The sequence below is a fragment of the Saccharothrix sp. CCNWYY140 genome (genome assembly GCF_037401995.1).
In the GTDB taxonomy this organism is placed as follows: domain Bacteria; phylum Actinomycetota; class Actinomycetes; order Mycobacteriales; family Pseudonocardiaceae; genus Actinosynnema.
This window is the reverse complement of sequence record NZ_JBBEGC010000006.1, coordinates 118,791-141,763: the sequence shown is the minus strand read 5'-3', so window position 1 is coordinate 141,763 and position 22,973 is coordinate 118,791. Positions and strand designations below refer to the sequence as shown.

The 22,973-nt window shown below is 69.0% G+C and carries 15 protein-coding genes and 1 tRNA gene; 8 read left to right on the top strand and 8 right to left on the bottom strand.

All coding sequences use genetic code 11. The annotated features are described in order from the left end of the window. Positions 1-92: 92 nt before the first annotated feature. Positions 93-3,566, bottom strand: coding sequence for a hypothetical protein (locus WBN91_RS05815; protein ID WP_337722357.1), 3,474 nt, complete (start codon positions 3,564-3,566; stop codon positions 93-95). Between the two features lie 211 nt (positions 3,567-3,777). Between WBN91_RS05815 and WBN91_RS05810 the strand changes: the two genes are divergently transcribed. From WBN91_RS05810 to WBN91_RS05790, 5 genes are all read left to right on the top strand, one after another. Then, positions 3,778-5,286, top strand: a complete 1,509-nt coding sequence (locus WBN91_RS05810) for a DUF2397 family protein (protein ID WP_337722358.1) — start codon at positions 3,778-3,780, stop codon at positions 5,284-5,286. Next, complete coding sequence (locus tag WBN91_RS05805) at positions 5,283-6,533, top strand: DUF2398 family protein (RefSeq protein WP_337722359.1); 1,251 nt, start codon at positions 5,283-5,285, stop codon at positions 6,531-6,533. Before WBN91_RS05810 ends, WBN91_RS05805 begins: the two co-directional genes overlap by 4 nt. Beyond that, positions 6,530-11,476 carry an SbcC/MukB-like Walker B domain-containing protein gene (locus WBN91_RS05800; RefSeq protein WP_337722360.1) on the top strand — a complete coding sequence of 1,649 codons (4,947 nt, stop codon included), beginning with the start codon at positions 6,530-6,532 and terminating at the stop codon, positions 11,474-11,476. The genes WBN91_RS05805 and WBN91_RS05800 overlap by 4 nt, the downstream gene beginning before the upstream one ends. Further along, positions 11,476-12,690 carry a TIGR02679 domain-containing protein gene (locus tag WBN91_RS05795; protein WP_337722361.1) on the top strand — a complete coding sequence of 405 codons (1,215 nt, stop codon included), beginning with the start codon at positions 11,476-11,478 and terminating at the stop codon, positions 12,688-12,690. The genes WBN91_RS05800 and WBN91_RS05795 overlap by 1 nt, the downstream gene beginning before the upstream one ends. 421 nt (positions 12,691-13,111) lie before the next feature. Then, positions 13,112-13,197: transfer RNA gene (locus tag WBN91_RS05790), tRNA-Leu, on the top strand. On the opposite strand, the gene WBN91_RS05785 is transcribed toward WBN91_RS05790, so the two are convergent. The 6 genes from WBN91_RS05785 to WBN91_RS05760 form a co-directional block, all read right to left on the bottom strand. Beyond that, on the bottom strand, positions 13,176-14,933 hold the full coding sequence (locus WBN91_RS05785) for a recombinase family protein (protein WP_337722362.1): 1,758 nt from the start codon (positions 14,931-14,933) through the stop codon (positions 13,176-13,178). The two genes, WBN91_RS05790 and WBN91_RS05785, sit on opposite strands and share 22 nt — an antisense overlap. Before the next feature lie 138 nt (positions 14,934-15,071). Continuing rightward, positions 15,072-17,147 (bottom strand): cell division protein FtsK, encoded by a 2,076-nt coding sequence (locus WBN91_RS05780; RefSeq protein WP_337722363.1) that lies wholly within the window; start codon positions 17,145-17,147, stop codon positions 15,072-15,074. Further along, the gene (locus WBN91_RS05775) at positions 17,144-17,746 is read right to left on the bottom strand and encodes a hypothetical protein (RefSeq protein ID WP_337722364.1); all 603 of its coding nucleotides are present in this window, start codon (positions 17,744-17,746) and stop codon (positions 17,144-17,146) included. Before WBN91_RS05775 ends, WBN91_RS05780 begins: the two co-directional genes overlap by 4 nt. Then, positions 17,743-18,063, bottom strand: a complete 321-nt coding sequence (locus tag WBN91_RS05770; RefSeq protein ID WP_337722365.1) for a hypothetical protein — start codon at positions 18,061-18,063, stop codon at positions 17,743-17,745. Before WBN91_RS05770 ends, WBN91_RS05775 begins: the two co-directional genes overlap by 4 nt. Then, the gene (locus tag WBN91_RS05765) at positions 18,060-18,380 is read right to left on the bottom strand and encodes a WhiB family transcriptional regulator (RefSeq protein ID WP_337722366.1); all 321 of its coding nucleotides are present in this window, start codon (positions 18,378-18,380) and stop codon (positions 18,060-18,062) included. Before WBN91_RS05765 ends, WBN91_RS05770 begins: the two co-directional genes overlap by 4 nt. Continuing rightward, positions 18,377-18,562, bottom strand: coding sequence for an excisionase family DNA-binding protein (locus WBN91_RS05760; protein WP_337722367.1), 186 nt, complete (start codon positions 18,560-18,562; stop codon positions 18,377-18,379). The genes WBN91_RS05765 and WBN91_RS05760 overlap by 4 nt, the downstream gene beginning before the upstream one ends. 168 nt (positions 18,563-18,730) lie before the next feature. Between WBN91_RS05760 and WBN91_RS05755 the strand changes: the two genes are divergently transcribed. The 3 genes from WBN91_RS05755 (at position 18,731) to WBN91_RS05745 (ending at position 21,182) form a co-directional block, all read left to right on the top strand. Further along, the gene (locus WBN91_RS05755) at positions 18,731-19,114 is read left to right on the top strand and encodes a helix-turn-helix domain-containing protein (protein WP_337722368.1); all 384 of its coding nucleotides are present in this window, start codon (positions 18,731-18,733) and stop codon (positions 19,112-19,114) included. 149 nt (positions 19,115-19,263) lie between these two features. Then, on the top strand, positions 19,264-20,835 hold the full coding sequence (locus tag WBN91_RS05750; RefSeq protein ID WP_337722369.1) for a transcriptional regulator: 1,572 nt from the start codon (positions 19,264-19,266) through the stop codon (positions 20,833-20,835). Beyond that, positions 20,832-21,182 (top strand): signal peptidase I, encoded by a 351-nt coding sequence (locus tag WBN91_RS05745; protein ID WP_337722370.1) that lies wholly within the window; start codon positions 20,832-20,834, stop codon positions 21,180-21,182. The genes WBN91_RS05750 and WBN91_RS05745 overlap by 4 nt, the downstream gene beginning before the upstream one ends. On the opposite strand, the gene WBN91_RS05740 is transcribed toward WBN91_RS05745, so the two are convergent. Continuing rightward, positions 21,171-22,787 (bottom strand): transcriptional regulator, encoded by a 1,617-nt coding sequence (locus WBN91_RS05740; RefSeq protein ID WP_337722371.1) that lies wholly within the window; start codon positions 22,785-22,787, stop codon positions 21,171-21,173. The two genes, WBN91_RS05745 and WBN91_RS05740, sit on opposite strands and share 12 nt — an antisense overlap. Positions 22,788-22,973: the final 186 nt, after the last annotated feature.

The window sequence follows — 22,973 nt, the reverse complement described above, 5'->3', positions numbered from 1 at the left end:
GCACAAGCCCAATGGCGTGGGTCAGCGGGTGGCGTACCCGTCCGGCCTGGCACGGGCACGCGGGTCTCAGCGGTGGCGAGCGGATCCGGTCGTCATTGCAGGAGATCGTCGACGAGCGGGGGGATGGCCTCTGGATGGTGCCGGGTGATCACCGGTACGACGCTTGTCCAGTGCAGGAGCCGGAGCAGTTCCGCCGCGGGCCGCCCGGTCGGGCCGAGCGGGGTTTCCATCGCCAGGCGATGCCACCCGCGCGCACGCTCGTAATCGGACGGCATGGTCCGGACGAGGTGTGCGGCGGTGTCTTCCGCGCCCGCTGCGGCCAACGCCACCGCCACCCTTTCCCGCTGCTCGGGGTCGGTGATCACGGCCGCCTGGCTGCCGGACCTGCCCTCTAGTGCCGCTTCGAGCGATTCCGTGAAGGTCGTCAACGTCGAGAGGCCGCTTGAAGTCCTGGTCATCGCAAGCCGGAGGGTCTTCGTGCTTGGCGTGGAGGATCGTGCGGCGGCGCTGTGCAGTGCGGTGGACACCTGTCGGACACGGCCCAAGTCGCGCCGCACCGCTGCTGCTTCCATCACACCGAGCAGCGCGTCGAGGCGGTCGTCTTCGTTCGAGATCTCGTCGAGGCACGCGTTCGCCATGTCGACCGCACCCGAGTGCTCAGCGGACCTGGCAAGGGACGCGCGCAGCGCGTTGCGGCGTTCCTTGGGCACGAGAAAGGACAAGTGCATGGCATCGGCGGTGAACGACTGCCTGGCCAGGGCGGCAGCGACCACCCGCCACGCGGAGTCCGACTTGCACCGCATGATCGTGGTCACCGCCCTGGTCAGCTCTCCGGTTCCGATCAGAGCTTCCGAGGTGACGGCAAAGGCTTCCTCTCTCAGGAGACGGACCGTCAGGCGCGAGGAGAGGTCCAGTGCGGCTGCGGTCTCTCCCCGCTCGGCGGTGGCGCGCACGACGGCCAGGAGCGCCCGCTCGTCGTCACCCGCATAGGCGGTCGCCAGAGGCAGGTCTCCGGTCAGGGCCGCGGCGGCAGCGAGGTGGTCCGCGAACTCGGTGCGGTATCCGTGTTCCTCGACCTTCGCGATGAGTCGCTTCGCGGCGACGATGTCGCCGCATCGCGCAGCCGCCTGCGCCACGACCGCCACCCCGCGCAGGTCGTCGACGCGCTCGCTGCCTGTTGCGGCTAGGTTCATCGTCGCGGCGAGGAGCTGCTCGGCCAGAGCCGGGTTTCCTGCAACTGCGGCACGACGGGCCACCGCCGCCATTGCCGTGCTGTCCGCCGCGCGCGTCGCGCGCCTTGCCGCCCGTGACAGGTCTCCCGCGTCGGCGATGGCGACTGTCAGCGCACGAGTGTTCCTGGTGCCACCGAGCTCGGCCAACCGATGTTCAAGCGCTGCGGCCTCGTCCTCCGACCAAGGCATGGCCCCCAGCAGGTGGACGAGCAGCGGGCGCGCGTTCGGGGCGTCAAGCGATTCGACGAGTTCCACCGCGGTGTCGAGATCGCCGAACCTCGCCGCCACCTCGGCCCTGACACCGGTCACCTCCACCTCGGACACTCCTTCACGGAACAGCGATCGGACCACGGTGTCCGCGACGTCGTAGGGCAACAACCTCGACGCGGTGCGTGCGATGTGTCGCAACGTGTCCCGAACCTCCCACCGCGGAACGTCCGGCACGAGCCCCAGCGCGTGATCGAAGTGGCGGCGTGCCCGGTCGGTGTCCGGGGAGACCTCGGCGACGCCCAGGCACATGCGCAGCCGTGCGGCCACGTCGTCGACGGAGTTGATCGCGACGTCCGACCGGTCGGCACCCCACCGGGACTCGATCACCCGACCGATTTCCCCGAAGTCTTCAGCGGACAGGTCGGCTCGCCGGCGCAGGACCCTGAACACCCCGGCCGGATCCCCCACCGTGACCGCCGCCTTGGCAAGCGCCGCGACCGCCCGGCTTCGCGACGTCGGCTCGTCCACCAGGTCGAGTTGCCGCTCGGCCTGCGCAAGCACGGTTTTCGCCATGTCCGCGTCCTGCTCGGCCGATGTGATCGCGACCAGCGCCAGCGCCTCGATGCGGTCGCCGATCGAGCTGATGGCGCCGGCCAGTTCCGCTGCTCGCCGGTGTCGGCCGAGTGCCGCCCATGCCGCCGGGAATTCGACCGGGGTCGCGGAATTGCGATCGATCAGCCGTTGCCGGTTGAGCGCGAGCAGGGTCATCACGGCCACGGCCACGGCGACGTCGTCCCGCGCGAGAAGCCTCTCCTCGGTCGTCGCGAGGTGGCGCAGGGCCTCCGCGTCGCTTCCCGAGACCTCCCGCATGAGGTCGATCCTGTGCCGGTCGGCCGCGACGGCGGCCATCCGGGCGACGTCGTCATTGGCAGCCAGCATGCGGAAGTACCCGTGCAGCAGGTACTCCGGTGTGGACTTCGGCCATCGGCGGTCCCTGTAGGTCTCAGCCCACCGGTGGATGCGCATCCGGTGTTCGTCCACTTCGGAGCCCAAATGGTTCGCGGCCTCGGCCAGCAGTTCAGCGTGGCTCAGCATGTACATCTCGCCCAGGGTCCACGGGCTCGGCCGCGAGGCGAAGCTCCGACAGGCTGTGGACGCAAGGCGCTCGGCCATTTCCCGCGCGGGCACGCCGGTCAGCTCCGCCAGTTCCTCCGCCGTCAGCCCTCCGCCCGACGCCACGACGAACGCCACCAGCTCGCGTTGCCCGCTCAGCAATCGGCGCAATTCCCGTTCCATGTCCGACCGGCTCACGCGGGCCTCCGGTGACGTCACAAGATCCCGTACCAGTGCGTTTTGGCGCAGCGGGTGGTCCTGCGGCAAGTCGTAGGGCAGCGGCCGGGTGGAACGGCTCGCCACGACGACGTTCGCGCCGTGGGGTGGGGTGATGGGGAGCAACCCCGCGACGCTGTAGTCATCAGGCCCGGAGGTCACTCCGCGATCCTCGTCGAGACCGTCCACCAGGAGGACGAGCTGCTCGTCCCGAGAGCGGCACAGCGCCGCCGCATCCTCCAACATGCCCAGCAGGTGCACGTCGCGCGTCGCCTCGGACAACAGCACCGGAGGAGTTTCACCCAGTATTTCGGATAACTGCCCGACAACGTTTTCGATGAACGCGCCGCGATGGTTCTGCCCGGCCATTCGAGCGGTCACGAAGAACGAGACGATCCGCACTCCCGGCGGCGGGTGCAGGGTGAACCAGGACAACAACGCCGACTTGCCCGCCCACGGCTCTCCCTGCCACCAGAAGTAGGCACCGGACCGGGAGGTGCAGAATTCGGCCAGTTCCGCGAGTTCAGTATCGCGCCCAACGAGTTCATCCGGTGCCATGATCCGCACCAGGTGCAGGTATCGGGACCGGAACGGTGTGCGTTGCATGACGTGCACGTCCCCGATGTGCACGCCCGCGTTCGCGTAGCCGCCGGGCGCGGTCGCGGTGCCGTGCAGGTACCCGGCCTGCACCAAGGGCCCGGAGGACGCATCCGCGACGGTGTTCGACACGGTCCGGGACGCGCTGACAGGAGCAGGTCTTCCCGTCTCGTCGGGTCCACCGTCCTCGTCGCCCACGGACAGATCATTGCGCATCGCAGCGCGTCGACCTCAATTCGACCATCTGACCGCAGACTTCGCGTCTCGTCGGACTGTCGCGTTATGGTGTCATCGCCGGGGACCGTTCAAGCGCGACGTTCGACAAGTGGCCGCACTATTGCGGAGATGGTGCACTTTCGTGTCCGAAAGGGGTGCGGTGAGGGATTCGCGACGGTGGTGGCAGGAGGTCGTGGCCGACGATTGGGCCGCGTTCGCCACGTCCGAGGACCTCGCTCGGGAGCGGTACACGGCGCTGCTGGCGGCTCTGGAGGAGCTGTCGACGCGTGGGCCGATGGCCACGCCGGCGGAGATCTCCGCCCAGGCCAGAGAGGTCGGCTACCACGACCCCTTACCGGAAGACGATCTCCGCAAGGCCCTGGACCGGCTCGCGCAATGGGGGTTCGTCGAGCCCTTCCGGGACTACGCCGCTCCGGTCCGCAGCCTCCAGGGTGTGATCGTCAGGCAGGAAGCGTGGGCGTTGACCCGCAAGGGGCGCGGCATCGTCGCCGCCGTGCGCCTTGCCGTGGTGGACTCCCGACGCGCCCTCCAGTTGCCCAGCCGGCTCCTGGACGGCGTGGAGAGCACGATCCGCGCGCTGGTGGAGCACGCCGCGCACGACCCTGGTCGCCTGCCCATCGACCTCGACGACGTGCGCACCCGGATCGACGAACTCCGGCGCGTCACCGCCGACTTCTACGACGCCCTCGCCCGCATCGTCCAGTCCGACGTCACCGACGACAGCGTGTTCGGCGACAACCGCGACCGCGTCATCGAGGCGCTGCGGCAGTTCCCCCGCGAATACGGGCGGGCGCTGCGACGGGTGGAGCACGCGTTGGAGGAGCTCGAAGCCACCGGCCACCACGCCGTCGCGGAAGCCGCTGTCGCCCACGCGGGCCTCATCGACGCCGCGGAACAGCAGAACTGGGTGGAAGACCGGGTGCGCAGGCTCTCCGACCTGGCGGCGTGGTTCCACCAGGACGGCGGGGTGCACCGGCTGATCGGCTCGGCGACCGGTGCGGTGCACACGCTCCTCGTGGCCATCGACCGCCGCTACACGGCCCGCCGAAGGGGTTCCGACCTCGGGCACGACTTCCGGTTGCTGGCCCGCAGCCTCCACCGCCAGTCGACCGACGTCGAGGCCCGGCGCGTGTACGCGGCGGCCTTCGGCGATTGGCCGGCGTGGCACGCCGTGCCCCGCATGGTCGAGGAAGACGTCGCGCACGGCACCCTGGCCGCCTCGGGCGAGACCAAGCACCGGGTCGAGGTGACGCTGCGCGAGCACGAACGCCACGGACCTCCCAGCGGTCGACCGCGCAAGCTCGCGGACACGAGCCGGGAACGCGCGGCGGCGGCGGCCCGCGCGGCGGAGGAAGCCGCCCAGCGCAGACACCTCACGGCGGTGCTCGCCACCGAGGACGAGGTGTCGCTGGACCACTTCACCGGGTACGCGTCCGCTGCCGTCGTGGTCCTGTTGCGAGCGGTGGAAGTGGCGCTTGCCCAGCTGGACCCGCACACCGGCACCGGCCAGGCGTACGCGGACGGAGCGAGCGCGCGGGTGGTCGTCAGGGTCGGCACACCCGGCCGCACGGTCCGCGTTCGGCTCGTGGACGGTGTTCTGGCCGCACCGGACGTGCGGGTGCGGGTGATCCCGTCGGGCGACGTCGGCGTCCGCGACGAGCGCGAGGGCGGTGTCGCGTGAGCGCTATCCGGGCGCTGGCGCCGGAACTGCGCGAGCCCGCTCGCCGGTTGGTCGCCACCGGCCGCATCCGGGCCGAGTCGGATGCCGAGTCCTACCGCGCCGCAGTCCGGGGACGACGGCAGCTGACCGACTTCTTCCGCGTCGAGCTCGGCTGGGAGCTGGAGGTCGTCGAGTCGGCGGAGCTGGTGCGGCTGCACAAGCGCCGCACCGACGTGCCGGCCGACCGCGGGCCCCGGCTGCGCCGCGACGGTCGTGACGCCCACCTGGCGTCGAAGGAGGTGCTGGCGCTCGTCGCACTCGTGTGCGAGCAGCTGTGGCGCCGCCCTCGGATGAGTCTGCGCGAACTGATGCAAGCCATCGCCCAGGTGTGCGCCGCGGAAGCGCCGACCGGTGGTTTGCCCGAGTTCAGGATCGTGGCGACCGACGGGACCGGGAAGGCCGAGGCGCGGACCAGTCGGCTCAACCTGGTCGACGCGCTCAGGCTCCTGGTCGCCGAAGGCTCGATCTCGGTGGACGCGGACCTGGAGCGGATCGCGGGCCAGGACGACAGCGACCTGGTGGTCACCGCGTCGAGGGAGCGGCTCGCCATGAAGTTCTCGTCGCTGTCGCCGACCCTGCTCGGCTTGGACGACCTGGAGCCGAAGCGCCACGTCGCCGCGCTGTCGGCCGACGCGCTGGCCGACGACACGGCGGCGGACGACGAGCCGACCGTCGACGACCGGCGGCTGCTCGCGGTGCGCAGGCTGGTCGACGACCCGGCCGCGAACCCGCTCGACGACCGGGCGCCGGTGCCCTACCTGCACACGCCCGCCGGTCGTGAGCGGGCGCTGGAAGTCGTGGCGGCGCTCGGGTTCGCCACAACGGCCCGCCGTGACTGGTGGGAGGTCACCGACCCCAGCGGCATCGGCACGCTCGTCGACTTCCCCAACGGTCGCCGCAACGAGCGACAGGCCGCGCTCGCCCTGCTGGGCGCCTTGAGCCGGCGTCCCGAGCCGCGCTCGGTGCTCGGCATCGCCGAAGTCGTCGAACTGTTCGAGCAGGTGCGGGCCACGTTGCCCCGCTGGGCCGCCGCGTACGAACACCGACTGCCCGCGTTGGCCCGCGCCGCCGCCGCGGAACTGGTGGCGGTAGGCCTGCTCATCCCGCTGCACCACGACACCTGGCAGCCGACACCGGGCGTCCACCTCTGGCGGATCAAGGTCGAGCAGACCTCCGCGCAGCCCGACGAGGAGTCGATCCGCCGATGAACACTACCCAGCACGCGGTCCGCGACCTGGACGCCGTGCGCGACCTGCCATCGGTCGGGACTCCCGCCGTCGAAGGGCGTTGGCAGCCGTCGAGGGCCGGCGTCGTCAACTCCTGGGCCTGGTCAAACGAAGTCCTCGTATTCGCAGACGGGTGGATGACCCTTACCGGCCCCAACGGATCCGGCAAGTCGCTCACCGCGTCGATGCTCATCACCCTGCTGCTGGACGGGGACACGTCGCAGACCGCGCTGTCGGTGTCCGGCAAGGCGGCGGGAACGCTGACCAGCAGGCACACCGACCGCAACGAGCGCGAGGACCGCACCGGGGCCTGGTGGCTGGAATACGGCCGCCACGACCCCCGGACGGGGCAGACCTCCTACCTGACCACGGGGTTGTGGCTGCGCGCGGTCGGGGGGAACCTCCAGCGCGCGTTCTTCATCAGCCCCGGCCGGGTGGGCGAAGACCTCGTGCTGGAACGCGACGGCAACCCGGTGCGGATCGACGACCTCGCCACCCAACTCGCCGCCACCGAAGGGGAACTGTTCACCTCAGCGCAGGCGTTGCGCTCGAAGGCACGCGACCACCTCGCCGCCGTGAACGACGAGCCGGCGTACCGGAACGAGGTGCGCATCCGCCTGTTCACCCCGCTGGACGAGGTGCAGTTCGAGGCGCTGACCGGGGTGCTCCGCAGCCTGCGCAGCCTCCGCACGGCCGAGGCGATCCCACCCGCCCAGATGCGCGCCGTGCTGACCGAGGCACTACCCGCTCTGGACCCCGACCGGTTGACCGTCATCGGCGAGGCGATGGAACGCATCTCCGAACTGGAAACCCAACTGGCGGACATGCGTGACGAGGCCAGGCAACTCGCCACGACCGACCGGCGGTACCAGCGCTACGTCGAGACGCTCGTCGCCGTCGAAGCGGCGCAGCTCACCGCGGCCAACACCGAGTTCGACGCCCAGACGCGCCGAACCCGCGAGGCCACCGCGGCACTGGAGGCCGCACAGCGGAAACAGCACGAAGCAGCAGGGCAGCTGAGGGTCCTGAACACCCGCATCTCCGCCCTCGAAGGCCGTCGCGAGGCAGCCGACGCCGCGCTACGCGACCACGCCGGAGCCGAACTTCCCCACATGGAGCGCCGTGCCGCGGAGTTGGCCCGGGAAGCCGAACGTGCCGAGGTTCGTGCGGACAACGCCGCAGAAGAGGCCGGGAGCGCGGCGGAGCAGTCCGAAGAAGCTCTGATGTCGGCACACGAGGCCGGGGAACACCTGGCCACATTGTCCGACGAGATGCGCGCCGCGTCCCGCGCCGTCGGCGCTGAAGCCGTCCTCGAACAGTTGGCCGTCACGACGGCTCTGCTCGGCGAGGGGCGGGACCGCGAGACCTCGCCGGAAGACGTGGCGCGGACCTGCGCCACTCCGGCAGCCTGGGCGGACGCACGCGCCAACCAGGTGCAACGGGTCGACGACGCGCTCAGGGCGCACGCGTCGGCACAGGACCGGGAGCGGGCGGCGGCGGACGTACTGCGCCGGGCCGAGCAGCTGGACGACGAGGCGCGCGACGCTGCCGTCGAATCCGGCCGCCTGCGCCGAGCCGCCGAGGCCGGGCTGCTGGAAATGATCACGAGGTGGGAGGCGACCGTCCGGTACCTCGGGCCGGTGCCTCGTGAACTGACCGAGCCCTCAGACCAGGACAGCCCGTTGGCCATCGACGGCCTGGAAACGTGGCTCGCCGAGGCCGCCGACGATGTCGGTACCCGGATCGACGTGGTGGGACGGCGTCAAGCGGCGGCGACGGCCAGGGCGTTGCTGGCTGAAGCCGTCAACTCCGTCTCCGATGCACGTGCCGATCACGACAGTGCCGTCAGGCAATCGGGAGACGCCGCCTCCGCTCTGCACGAGGAGCGCCGGCAGGCGCTCGCTGAGGAGTCGCGCGCCGTGCAGGAGCGCGCCGCCGCCGACGAGGCGCACCGACATGACGTGGACGAGGCTCGGCGGCATGTGGCTGCCGCTGATGAAGTCGCGGCAGCGGCCGACGAGGGCGCCCGCCGTGCGGCGACGTTGTGGATCGAGCAGGCTCATCGGTGGCGTGCAGCGGCTCGCTTCGTGAACGCGGTCGTCCTGCCCGAAGCGGATGAGCACGATGTCGACCCGGCGGTCGTGCGTCTTGCGGTGGCGGAGGCGCACGCCCAAGCCGACGTGGTGCTCCAGCTCGCGGTGGCCGACGCCCGGCGCGAGGTAGACCGGACCGGGTCCGCGGTCACGGAGCTGACCGCGGAACTGGCGGGAGCGCGTCGCGCGGCGCCGGTGCCGCAGGCCGCCCCGTGGCGCGACCGCCGGCCGGAGGACGGCGTCCCGCTGTGGGCGCTGGTGGACTTCGCCGACCACCTGTCGGCCGAGGAAGCGGACCGGCTGGAGGGCGCGCTCCTGGTCGCCGGACTGCTCGACGCGCTGGTCACTCCCGACGGTCGGGCACGCGCCGGTGACCTCGTCATCACCGCCGGCCGGCCGGCGACCGGCCGTTCCCTCGGTGACCTGCTCGACGTGGAGGAATCGCCCGCGATCCCGGCGGAACGGGTTCGGGAACTGCTGCGGTCCATCCCGATCGACGGCGACGCCGAGCAGGGCAGGGTGCGTTCGGGCGTCCTCACCGCGGCAGCGCCCCAGGACTACCGGACGACGTTCATCGGCCGCACTGCCCGCGAACAAGCTCGCCTGAAGCGGGTCGCGGACTTGGAGCAAGCGCTGACCGGTGCGCAGGACAGCCTCGCCGCCGCTCGCCGGCAACTCGCGGACCGAGAGGCCGACGTCCGCGCCGCGGCAACGGAACGGGACGAGTTCCCGCCACACGACGAACTGGTGGCCTCGCGCCGAGCCGCCGAGCGACAGCACGCCGCCGCCGCGACGGCGCGGCGCGAGGCCGCCGACCGCATCGCACAGGCGGATCTGAAGCGGCAGCAGGTTTTCGGGCAGCTGGACGCCGCCGCGGTCCGGCGATCGACCCGGATCGCCGCCGCGGAACAACATCTCCGGCACACCGAGGACGTGGCCGCCCGAGCCCGGTTCAAGGTCGAGGCCGCGGAGCGGGTGCTCGATGAACGCCGAGCCACCGAACGCGGAACGTCGGCGGACCTCGCCGCCGCCGAGGAAGCACAGCGGACAGTCGACGCGGAGCGCGCGGGATTCCCCTCGATGTCGGACGTCCGAGCAGCCCGGCTCGTCGAAGACCGCCGCGAGGACGACCTGCGCAGGTCGCAGGCCGCCGTCATCGAGGCGACCGAGCATCATCGTGAAGCGGGTGGCGCGGTCCACGAAGCGCTGCGTGAACTCAACCGCCAAGCCACGTTGCCGGACGGCACGTTGCTGCCGACCGAGCGGACGGCGTTGGCCGCCCACCGCACGACGGTCACCAACCTCGGGCACCACGTGGAGCTGTGGGGCCAAGCGGCGACCAGGGTGATCGGACTGTTCCGCCAGGCCCGACGCGCCGAAGCCACCACGCGGCAGAGGGCGGCAGCCCTGGACGAGGCTCGTGCCGAAGCCGAAGAGGCACGGCTGATCGCGGTCCGTGAGGGGTCCGCCGTGGCCGAGGCACGGGAGCTGTACGGTGCGGAGTACGAGCAGCTGCGGGCCACGCGGCAGCGGATCGCCGACGACCTCGTCAAGGTTAAGCACGATGCCGCCGCGATGTCGGCACTCGGCCGGCAGGCGGGGGAGGCAGCCGCCGCCGCGCAAGCCACCCTCGACGGGATCGCCCCGCAACGGGAAGCCGCCGAGCAACGGCGCGACACGCGGCTCCGGCAATTCGGCGCGCTGGTGGACGAGGGGTTCGCCTCAGTGCCCGACGACGTGGCCCGCACCCCGGACGGCAAGCCCGCGCACCTCACCGCCGCGCTCCAGTGGGCAAGGCGCCTGCTCGCCGACCACTCCGCGACCAGCGACCGGCTCGGCGCTCTGGTGCAGGCACGCAGCCGTGCCCTGGCCCAGCTGGAAACGAGCGTGCGCACCACCAGCACCGCGCTGGCGCGGTTCGACCGGCAAGTCGTGCTGGTCACCGTCGACGGCACCGAGTGGCGTCGCGCCGTGGTCGCCGATCCGGGGGCGACCAGGGGCGAGGACCTGCACGTCGCCGTGGAGAAACTGGAGGCGACGGCCCAGCAGCTGGAGGAAGACCTCCGAGACGACGTCAAGCGCACCTTGAAAACCAGTCTGTTCACCGAACTGCGTCGAGACATCCTGATCCGCCGTGACGCGGCCCTCGAACTCGTCCGGCAAATCCGCGCGACGCTCGATGACGTCCGCACCGGCGTGGCCAAGGTCGGCGTCCAGGTGGAGTGGAACGTCCGGGAGGACGAGGACGCCCGCCGCATGGTCGAGCTGATCTCCCAGCCGCAGTCGGACGACATCTTCGAGGACATGTACGTCGTCCTGAAGCAGCGGATGAGCGAAAAGGTGGGCGACTCCTGGAAGGACCGGGTCGCCCACACCTTCGACTACCGCTCCTGGCACGACTGGAGGATCCAGATCACCCATTCGTCGTTCACCGACCAGAAGCAGGAGCGGTTCCGGGAGGTGACCGCGCGGTCCAACCCGCTGGACTCGTTGTCCACCGGGGAGCGGAGGCTGGCGACCATGCTGCCACTGCTCGCCGCGGCGTGGTCCATGTACTCCGGCGAGCACTACAGCGGTCCCCGGTGGGTGTCGATCGACGAGATCGACGCCGCGTTCGACGAGCCCAACCTCCGCCAAGTGCTGGCGCTGCTGCGCTCGTGGGAGTTCGACCTGCTTGCGACCGCGCCGTTCATCACCCCGATGCTCAAGAAGGAAAGCGGGCAGGTGGTCGTCCACCAGGTCGTCACCGCCGGCAGGCAGCGGGTCACGGTGCCGTGGCTGTGGAAGGGCCACGGCGAGGCGGAGCCGCTGACCTTGGACCTGGGTGTGTGATGGCGGTCGACATCACCGCTCTGGCGGCCGACCGGGACCTGACCGCGTTGTGGACCGCCGTTCACGAGCGGATGTGCGCCGGTCGTCACCCCGCGACGATCGCACGCGTTCGGGTCGTGGGGTTGTCGAGCGTGGGGCTGGCCACCCTGAGGACGTGGGTTGACACCAGCACCCGCCGTCGGCGCGACAAGTCCGCGGTGGTGTCGAACGGTGACGTGACGATCGTGCCCCTGCGCGACGTGCTCACCGCCCTGGGCTTGTCCGCCGAGGACCTCCAGGAGCTGGTCGAGGCGGCGGTCGGACGCCCCGTGGTCGACCTCGCCGCCGCACGGCGAGCCACTTCGGCGCAACGCCGAGGCTTCTGGGCCGACGTCGAGGAAGCTCTCCCTTCCCTGCCGCGGCTGGTGGCCAGGATGCGGGCAGCAGGGACGGACGACGAGGCATCGGTGAGGCGCCTGGCAGGGGCGTTGGCACAGGTGGTGTCGAGATTGCCCCGCACACCGCCCACCAGCCTGGCAAAGCTGTCCCTCGACTGCGCGGGCGATCCTCACTACTTCGACCTCGATCGACTCGCCGGCACGCGGTTGGTGGCCGCGGTGGCGGAGTTGACCGGCGTGCCCGAGCCCAGGAGGCCCGACTTGGTGCGCGCGATGCTCACCGAGGCCGGGATCCTCGCGGACCGGTTGTCGGCGACTGTCCTGCTGCACCAGGTGCGGGTGCGCGGAACCGGCCCGGTCGACACGAGATTGCGAGACGCGACGACTCCCGTGGCCCTCACACTCCTGGACTTGACCGTGCACCCCCCGAAATTCGCGCCGCAGGTGCTCACCGTCGTGGAGAACCCGTCCGTGTTGGAGGCGGCGATGGCCCACGGCAGCCGGCAGGCGTTCGCCTGCACCAGCGGCCACCTGGGCAGCGTCGACCACGCACTGTTGCAACTGGCCGTCGACCACGGCGTGAGCCTCCGATACGCAGGCGACTTGGACGGCCCAGGGCTGCACATCGCCAAGGTGGTAGCCGAAACCTACGGCGCGCAACTCGTCGCCATGTCGGCCGCTACCGTCGAACAAGCCGGCCCAGAGCCGTCCGCTGTGCCTCTCGGCGAGCCCCCGGTATGGCTTGAGCAGGGGCTAAGCGACGCACTCCGCCTTTCCGGACGCGTCCTGTACCAGGAGCATGACGCAGTGTTACGAAGCTTGTTCACTGACGGTTAGCGCCCTGTCGATGTCCGGCGCTGGCCCGCCACCCTGTCATCCACCATGTCAACCAGTCGAAGATGCTGCGGCTGGACCTCTGGAGACGGACGTGCCCCACGCTGAGCCGCCCTCCCCGGACCCGCGCCGTCCGTCTCGAGCGGCCAGTGCCAACGCGGGCGGGGCCGTCAATGGCGCCACCCAGCTCCAGCGCTTTCACCTGATCGCTGCCGCAGCGGTCGGAGGAGCGGACCACGAATCTCCACCGACCCGGCTCGCGGCACAACAGCCTCAAGTCATGACCACAGCACCCGACAGTGCCCACCCACATCCACAGGAGGTATGACCAGGGCAAACGCTGCCAACCCCCATGCACTGGCACCCCGATTTGGGCCATGAAAGACGATCATGTAATCTATCCCCACACCACGGCGAGAGCCGAGTCCGGGTGGCGGAATGGCAGACGCGCTAGCTTGAGGTGCTAGTCCCCGAAAGGGGGTGGGGGTTCAAGTCCCCCCTCGGACACCAGCACTATTCACATAGCCCACTGGCTTGATCATGACATCAGCCACGTGGGCTTTGTCTTTGTAGCGAACTTGCAGGTCAAGGGCACTGTAGAGGTTCGCCAGGCTCTCCACCTTCGCGCCGTTCAGCGCCGCTCCAACGTCACCGAGTGAGTCGATCATGGCGTAGACCTCAGCCGCCGTGAGCGCCGTAGGCGCTGGCGCACACTCCAGCTCAGCCTTCGCCGCCGCCCGCGTCGCCTGCGCCGCGTTCATCGGCTCGACCAGCGCCAACGGGTCGATTCCGGCCTTGATCGCTGCCTGGTACCGGCTCAGTTCCTGTTCTGCCTTGGCCAGCCGCTTCCGTGCCGCTTCGAGGTTCGTGGGGGTCTCAGTCCCCTGTGACGCAACCAACGCCGCCACAGTCCTGTCCACATTCCTCGGATCGAACAAGCCACCGAGCCACTTGTTCACCGCGTCTTGAAGCACGTCTTCCCGAAGGTAGATCGTCGGCGGGTGCGTGCCGAGCGCCGGCGAACCGTTCGGCAGTGTCCGTGCGGGGCATCGGTAGTACATGCCGCGCGCTCGTGGACTGGCCTCCATCTTGCGATCGCACACCGTGCACCGCAGCCGCCCACGGAACAAGTACACCCGCTTGGTCGGCCGCTCCGCACGTTCCGCCTTCCGAGCCGTCTTCAGCCCGCCAGCGGACTTGGACTTGCGGAGCAACTGGGCTTGCGTGAACTCCTCAACGGTGACGATCGCCGGGTGCGCCGGCTTCCGAGACCGAACGATCCGCTCAGGCGTCGCACGGCGGAACCGGACCACGTGCCCAGCGGCAACATCGTCCGGGTCCAGCAACGTCTCATGCCGCACCCACCGCCCGAAGAACGCAAACCCGGTGTAGCGCGGGTTGTCGAGGATCGACCTCACCGTGCTGCCCTGCCAACCATCCCCGGGACGATGCGGGTTCTGGTCCGGCCGCCGCGCCGAAGGGCACGGAATCCGGTCCCTGTTCAACCCAGTGGCAATCGCACGGTCACCCCGCCCGCTCAGGTACTCCGCGAAGATGCGCCGAACCACCTCAGCGGCAGGCTCGTCGATCGCCAGCACCCGCAACCGGTAACCCTCAGCCGCCTTGCGCGGGTTCGGGTGCGGTCCGCCATCCACGGTCATGTACCCGTATGGTGCGCGTCCGCCCTGGTGCCGCCCTTCGTTGACCACCTGTGCGTCCATCGCAGCCCGGACCCGCGCTTGAACGTGCTGACGCTCCGACTCGCTCATCCCGCCCAAGACGCTCATCAACATCTTGTGCGAGGGATTCCGGGGGTCGAACTTCCCGCCCAACTCCGGCACCCACAGATCGACCCCATAGGCCGCGAACCGTGGCGCGATGAGCGAGAACTGGTTGCCGAACCAACACCGCGTGCCTTCACCGACCACCAAGGCGTTCCACCCGCGATAGGGGTTCTTCAACGCCGCCAACAGTCGGGACGCCTCTTCCCTCCGCTCCCAGGGCACCGACCGCGACTGGCCAACGTCGAAGAACTCCTCCGTGATGACGCCGCCCAGCGGCTCCACGAACTTCCGGGCGTTGCCGAACTGCCAGCCGCGCGACGTCTCTGGGTCTTGGTTGTCCTCGGTCGAGCACCGCCCGTAAACCGCAACCGGCCCGATGCCCTCGTCCACCGCATCAACGACTTGAACGCCCATCAGCTCGTCCAGCGCCGCCCACGGGTCGCGGCTGATTTCAGCAGTCACGGTCACCCCCTCCCGGAGGTCCGTCCAAGACCTCCACCGTCGTCAGCTCGACCAGTATGGCAAGCAGTATGGGGCTGGTAGCAGTGTTGAGCACGGGAAGCTCCTCCGGTAGGCGCACGGTGACGTCGTCACCAGCGCTCATGTCCGCCCGCGCTCAGGCGAGCCGATTTCATCAGAACTGACCCGATCGACAGCGGCCCTGATGTCCGCCGTGAGGTAGCCCCGGACCCGCCTGGTGCCGTCCCCATCAGGCACGTACTGCCGCAGCGGCCGGCACCCCAGCTCGCTCATCTCCCGCCCGAACGCGGTCGGCTCGACCTCCAGCGCCTCCACCAGTTCGGCGGTCGGCACGAACTCCCGCTCGTCCAACTCATCGCCGAGGTAGTCGAGGACCGACGCCAACGGCTCCGGAAGCTCGATCACCCAGCCATCCGGCGCTCCGCCAAGCGCGCTGAGCACAGCCGTCGAATCGACCGGCCGCGCCGCCTGGTCGCCGATGGCGTGACCAGCGAGCGTCCCGGCCGCCTCCCTCAACGCACGCCCACGCTCACAGATCACCCGCCAGTCCGCGTTCGGCATGTAGTACGTCCGCACCGTCATGGCGACCATGTCGGCACCAGCGTCCGTCTCACCGTCCGGCCGCAAGATGCCGACACCCTTGTGGCTAGGCAGCAGCGTCGAAGCGTCATACCCACGCGTGTTCATCTGCTCGCCGAGCACGATGTTCGAGTCCCGCCAGTCCATCACCCGCAACGCGAACCGCGACCCAAGCACCGCTCGCAACCGCGAAGGGATCGTGTTGGAGTCCGGCCGCTGCGTAGCCAGGATCACCACCACACCCGCCGCCGGCCCCTTGCGAACCAGGTACGTCAACAGATCCGCGATGTAAGTGCCAAGCGTGGTCTTCCTGCCGCCCACCAACTCCCGAGTCGGGTTCTCCAAGAACACCTGAACCTCGTCGATCACCACTCCCGTTACCGGCATCTCAAGCGCAGCGTCCCGAGCGATCGCAGGCGTGATCTTCGACTCCGGACATACATCATCATCCAAAGTGGACATCCGCGCGTACCGAGCCTGAACCTCAGCCACCAGTCCGACAAGGTGATCCCGGACCGCGTACGCCTGCTCAAGCCCATCCCCGCACACGTACCGGAAGGCGACCTGCTCAGCAGCCTCCCAGTCCTTCCCACCCTTGCCGTCGAACACGTACAGCCGCGTATACGGGTCCAACACAAGCCCAGCCGCCGCAAGCCGAGTAGCGAACGTCTTACCCTGCCGAGGAATCGCACCCACAAGCAACGACGTCCACACCAGCGGCAGATCAACCCGCCGGTTCCTGGCATCCCGCCCGAACGGCACAGGCCGCCAAGCGTCCCACCACTCCACATCGAGCAACGGCGTCCGCAGCGGTGGACCGGCGTACGGGTCCTCATCAGCCACCCACAGGAATACCCGCCCAGCGTGCCCACCACGACCGCGGACCCGCTCAACGATGAGCTGGACCTCATCCACCGCCAGCGCCGACGCAAGAGCCTCCCGGTTCTTGATCACATCGACCGCTTTACGCGTCGCCGGCAGGTCGACCGTGACCGCCCACCCGTCACCAGCCCGCGCCGGACGCTCCACCAAGCGCAACGACTCGTCCTTGCCGATGAGCTTCGCGTCCCGAAAGGCATCAACGAGCACCTGAGCGTCCATCGTCCACGTCAGCGTTCGAGGACCGGCGAGTACCGCCTTACGCCCAGGCGAGCCGTCCTTCCTCCGCCCAACAACAGCCAGCACCACGGCCAGCAAACCCGCCACGCCCCACACCACAACCCAGCCGTACAGCACCTGAAGCACCGCGAGGGCCGCCGCCGTACCGCCAAGCACAGCCCCCGTGACCTTCCACCGGAACAGCGTCAGCGTGCGAATCTCCACGAACTTGTCCGCAAGCTTCTCCGACTGCTCCGCAGCCTCCCGGTAGTCCCGAACCCGCACCCACCGCCGCCACGCACGCGCCGCAACAACCAGTCCCCGGACAACCGCACCCAAGAACCGACCCGGAGCACGCCGCAGGCACGCGACCGCATCCCGCACGAACTCCCGCCCGGGTCGACGCGCTCCCGGCCGCGTCCACTTCAAGCCGCCCTCAATGCGCCTGGCCAACCCGCGCGACTCGGGAACCAACTCGCCCTCGAACACGGGCTCAGCCGGAACCAGCTCGCCGTTCATGAATGGCCCCCATCGTTCACGAGCGCCGCAGCAAGCCGAGACGACAGCCCACGTGAACACCCGGTCACTTCACGAACCCAAGCGGGCGTCACCTTCACATCCGGCGTCCGCGCAGCCCGCGCCGCGTCGAGGTAGTCGGCGAACGACTTCCGAGGCACGACCGGCGCCGCTCCCGGCGTAGCGTTCGCAACCGCCACGCCCAGCTTGTCCCGCAACTCCGTGACCGCCTCAGCAGCCACGAACACCACCAACGGCGGCGCCGAGTGCAACACCACCAACGCCGCAGACCCAGCCGTGAACGCACTCCAAGTGTTCATGACGTACGTGGCCGCAAGCGTGAACCACTTCGCGCCCCGCACCCATCCGCCCATCCGAACTCCGTGCCGAGCGGTGACCTGCTCGGCCCGAAGGATCGCCAACAGCACCAGCGACACCATCGGGTCGAGCAGCCAAGCCGCACACCAAGCCAGCGACCACACCGCCGCACCAGCCGCCGCGAACTGCTGAACGTTGGTCATCGTGAACGCCAGCCCAAGCAAGATGCCCGTCCAGCACAACCGGTCCACCTGAACCGCCACCCGCTCCACCGACTCACTCATCGGCGCTCCCGCCGACGCGGCTCATACGTCGTCACTGTCAACGCCCGCGTCAACGTGTACGAGGCGAACAACGCCGGCACCACCAACACCCCCAGGAGCAACCACCCATCCGCCCGATAAGTGATCACCACCCACTGAACGATCACGATCAACGCCGCGTTGACCACCACCCGCCCAACCAACGACACCAGCCGAACGCTGCTCCGCGCCGCCCGTGCGGTAGCCCGTGCCCGCCGAGCACCCGCCCGCCACACGAACAGCACCACCAGGACCACACCAAGGCCCGCGAGCACCTGCGTAGGTGTAAGAGCGTTCATGGCCGCTCCCACCGTTCACCGCGCTGAAGCCAGTACCGATGCAACTCCCGCCGCTCGTCAGCCGGCAGCGCACCCCACACGCCCACGGTCTCCTCACCGGCCGTGCGCAACTCCAGCTCCAAGCACTCGTCCCGAACCGGACAGCCCGCGCACATCCGCGCCGCCAACTCCCGGTCGGACAACTCCTCCCCATCCCAAGGCGGCACGTCCGGAACCGCCCACATGCACAACCCGTCGCGCTCCACCACCCCGGCGAGCACGTCCGTCGGCACCCACCGAAGACGATCAAGCTCCCAAGCAATCAAGATCAGGTTCACGGCGTGCCCCCAGCGGAGAGCAGCCGAACCACGTGCTCAGCCGGCAGGACGTACCGGCCACGCCGCCGCACTAGGCGCAGCGTGCCGACGCGGATGGCGCGGTGCACCGTGTCCTGCTCGACGCCAAGCAGCCAAGCGGCCTGCCGAACGGTGTAACCGGAAGAAGGCAAAGAAGTACGCATGAGAAAAGCCCTTCGAGTAAGTCGAGCTGACGATTTCAGCTCTAGATTGCTGATTTCAGCGTATCGAGGGACGCGTTTGATCGCGCCCGGCGCGAAATGCGCCGTGTCACATCACGAAACAGCGGAAGGCGGCTAATCTCAGCGCTGAGGCGGAGCGCGGAGGAATACGTGACGGAGGACTGGGCGGCAGTCGCCAAGGCCATCAACCAGCGGGTGAATGAGCTGGGATGGCGTCAGCGGGAGCTTGCGGAACGCTCGCACGTCTCCCAGGCGATCGTCCGCGAGGTGCAGCACCACACCATCGAGCGCCGCCGCAGCCCGCGAACGCTGGAGTCCCTGTCCACCGCGCTCGGCTGGCACCCGCAGCACCTGGAAGCCGTGCTGCACGGCCGAAGGCCGCCCGAAGCCGACGAACCGGTGTCCGACCCGTCCGACACCCTTTGGTCCCGTTTGGACAGTGTCGAGCAGCGCTTGGCGGAGATCACCAACCGCCTCGACGACCTCAAGTCGGACCTCTCGACCGTCATCGAGCACGTCCGCGACCGCCGGTAGCAACGTGCGATCTGACGTTCTCCACCAGGTGTTTTCCATGCCGTTAATTCCACTGCGATTACCGGCATCAACCCATGCAGCACCGATGCACCTCCGGTGCACCACCAATGCAGGTTCACTGCGTATCGCGCTCGGGGAGTAGCGGGGGCATGAGTGTGATCAACGGCTGGACCGGCCGAACCGCGTCAGCGCTCCAAGCGGCACTGCGCCTGACTCACGAGGGGTTCGCCGAACACCTAGGCATCGGCGTCCGGACGGTCGCGTCCTGGCACCAGAAGCCGGACCTCAAGCCGAAGTCCGAGATGCAACAGCTCCTAGACACGGCCCTCGACCAGTCCCCACCAGCCGTTCAGGCCCGCTTCGCCGCACTAGTCAACGAAGGACCGCTAGACCTCCCTGAAGGCGCAGCGGCAGACGCCGAACTACGCCTCACCACCGACCCCAACATCGTGGCGGCCCTCGACTGGCTCGACCACCACGCAGCCTGGCAACCAGGAACCGCCCGACGCGAGGTAGCCGCACGCCTGGTCAGCCTCAACGTCCCAGCCCTCCACGACCGAGCCGCCCGCCGTGCCCGCGTGACCCAACACGACACCGCCCGTGCCCTGGCCGACTTCTACGGCGAAGCCACCACCGCCTACGGCCGCTACACAGCCCGTTTCGGCTCAACCACCACGGCGACCACCACCGTCCTCACCCACCCTGACTGGCTAGACCTCGACTGCCCGCTCCTCCCACGCCACGACCAGCTCAAGCTCTCCGGCGTAACCCCGGACGATGATCTAGCGATGGACGAGGAGACCGCTGGGCGCGCAGCCCAGCGACTCGCCGAAGCCTTGGCGCTGGGAAATCGGCTGGTCAACCAGCCCCTGTTCCGGCTCCTCGACGTAGACGTGCGCAAGTACGCCATCACGGGCTCCGTGGGCGTGACGAACTTCGTGGAGTACGCGGTGACGATGGACCTGCTGGAAGGCGAGCTGGTAGACGCGCTCACCACCAACCGGCCGACCACCCCCGGCACGCTCCCACTCCGCGACGCCTACCTCCCGGACCTCCAAGCTGTCCTCAGCCTCTCCAACCGCCTCTGCGCCGGCGGCACCCTCGCCCTGACCGCCATCGCACGCCCAGCGGACCCTTTCCGCGGTGAGGCCGACTACCTCCTGTTGATCCAGGAACGCTCAGGCCACGTCATCAACGCCGCCCGCCGCCTGGCCGTGATCCCCAAGGGCTTCCACCAGCCTCTCACCGACTTCCGGGCGGACGCTCAGGTCGGCGCGACGCTCCGCCGTGAGATGGAAGAGGAGCTGTTCGGCCGCGAGGACATCGACAACACCGTGAGCGACCAGCGGCACGCGGACCCCATGCACCCAAGCCGCCTCTCCGAACCCATGCGCTGGCTCACCGCCGCCCCCAACCGCCTCCGCATGGAGTGCACCGGCTTCGGCCTCAACCTCATCAGCGGCAATTTCGAGTTCGCCAGCCTAATCGTCATTGAAGAGGAAGAATTCTGGACCCGCTACGGCGGCGAAGTCCAAGCCAACTGGGAGTCGCACACCCTCCGCCAATACTCCAGCCTAGACGCAGAACTCCTTGACGAACTCGTCAACGACACTGCGTGGAGCAACGAAGGACTCTTCGCACTTCTGCAAGGTCTCCGCCGACTGCGCGAAATCGGCGGAACCCGCGTCAACCTGCCCGAAATCGAATGGGAGATCAAGTGACCGCCAACTGGCAGGCCGGAAACGCCAACGAGGACACCACCGCAACCCGCGGCTGGTTGGTAGGCCACTTCATCGACCCCTCCGAAGGCGTCCGCTCGCAAAAGGACGTCGAAGTCAAGTGGGCAAACCACCCAGCAGGCGACAAGCGCGCGGACTGGACGGCCGACGACCAGCGCACCACCCTGGTCTTCCTCATCAAAGGCCAGTTCCGCGTGGACACCACCGAGGGCAGCTCCACCATGAGCCGACCAGGCGACTACATCATGTGGGGACCAGGCGTTGACCACTCGTGGGAGGCCCTAGCGGACTCCACCGTCATGACGGTCCGCTGGCCCTCACAGACCTGACAGCTCAACGGCTGGCAACTCGACCCGCTCCCCGCCAGTCTCCCGAAGCCGCCGAAGTCCTTGGAGCAGCCCAAACAACCCTTCGTTGCTCCAAGACTCCTGCGCAACCAAATCGGTGACCAACTCCCCATCCCGACTGGAATAAAGCCGCAGCCCCGCCGCCTCCCAGTTCGCCTCAACCTGCCCACCAAACAACGGCCAAAACTCCTCGTCCTCAATGACGACAAGCCCAGCAAACTCGTAATTACCGCTCACCAGGTTGAACCCAAACCCCGTGCACTCCACCCGAAGCCGGCCAGGCACGTCCTCCAGCCAACGCATCGGCGCAGACCGACGCCCTTCATGCATCGGCGCAGCAGCCCGAACCTCCCCAAGCGTCGTATCAACCTCAGCCCGCCCAAACAGCTCCTCTTCCAACTCCCGCAGCAACGTCGCGCCGATCCGCGCATCACCGCGCACATCGTTGAGCGGCTGGTGAAACCCCTTGGGGATGACGGCAAGCCGCCCAGCCGCGTTCAACACCCGATCCGACCGCTCCTGCACCAGCAACGCATAGTCAGCCTCGCCCCGGAACCGAGCCTTCGGCCGCGCAATCGCACACAGCGCAACAACCCCACCAGCGCACACCCGCCCCGGCAGGTCAAGCACCGCGTCCAGATCCGGCAGGTACTCGTCCCGCAACGGCAACCCGCCCCGCCGCCGGCTCACCGCCTCCACCAGCTCCCCCTCAAGGAGGTCCGCGGTAAGCGCGTACTCGGCAAACGGCACCAGCCCCACAGTCCCCGCCGATGCGCCCTCAGCCTCAAGCTCCAACAGCCGGTAGAGCGGCAGGTTAGCCACGCGCACCCCAAGCGCCACCGACTCGGCAAGCCGCGCGACAGCCGCATCCGCCGCGCGCTCACTCAACGGCTTCAACGGCTCAAACTCCCTGACAGCAAAGGAAAGCCGCTGATCTGCACCGTCCAGCGAAGACACTCGATGCCACCACGCCGCCCGCCCAAAGAGCGTGCTCACAATCTCCACGTCACCGCAACGGGCGCGGTACAACCCGAACCCGCTCCCACCCTCGCCGTAGTAGCGACCCAACTCCCGAACGATCTCCCGGCGCCCAACACGCGCTCGCCCAGCTCGAACATCGAGCAGCGCACCAGGTCCGCCATCACTCAACCGCGCGCGCACCTTCGCGCGGGCGGTGCCAGCCGCCCACCCGGCCCGCTTGTCCAGCCACTCAAGCGCCCGAGCCATCTCGACCTCCGTACGCCCAGGCCGCTCCACAGTCCCGATCCGCCCCAGTGGCTCCTCTTGCACGGGCGGAGCCAACAACTCCTCGATGCCGACCTCGAAGATGCTCTCCAACAGCCGAGCGGTGACCTGCCGAACCGGTCCTAACGGCTCTCCTGAAGGCTTCCTTCCCGCCACCAGCCGCTGAAGGTGCCGGAGCCCGAGCGTCCCAGGCTCGCCGTGCTTCTGAGCGAACCTCTCGGCGTACTCGATGAACTCCTCCAGCGTCATACGCCGTTCGCGGATCTTCTGCTCAAGCACCGTCCGAGGCGTCCGCACCGTGTATCCCTCCGCATCGCCACTGAAGATCAGATAGCTGACCAAGAGCCGACCAGCACCTAATTTCAGTCTCGCACGGCAATACCACTCCCGCCCTCGACGACCACCTCTCACGTGCGCCCAAGGACTCCACGAACACCACGACCAACCGCCGAACACGCTTCAACACCCGTCCCAGACACCAAGCACCCGTCCCGCCTCTCCGCGAGGGGGCAGGACAGGCCGCATCCC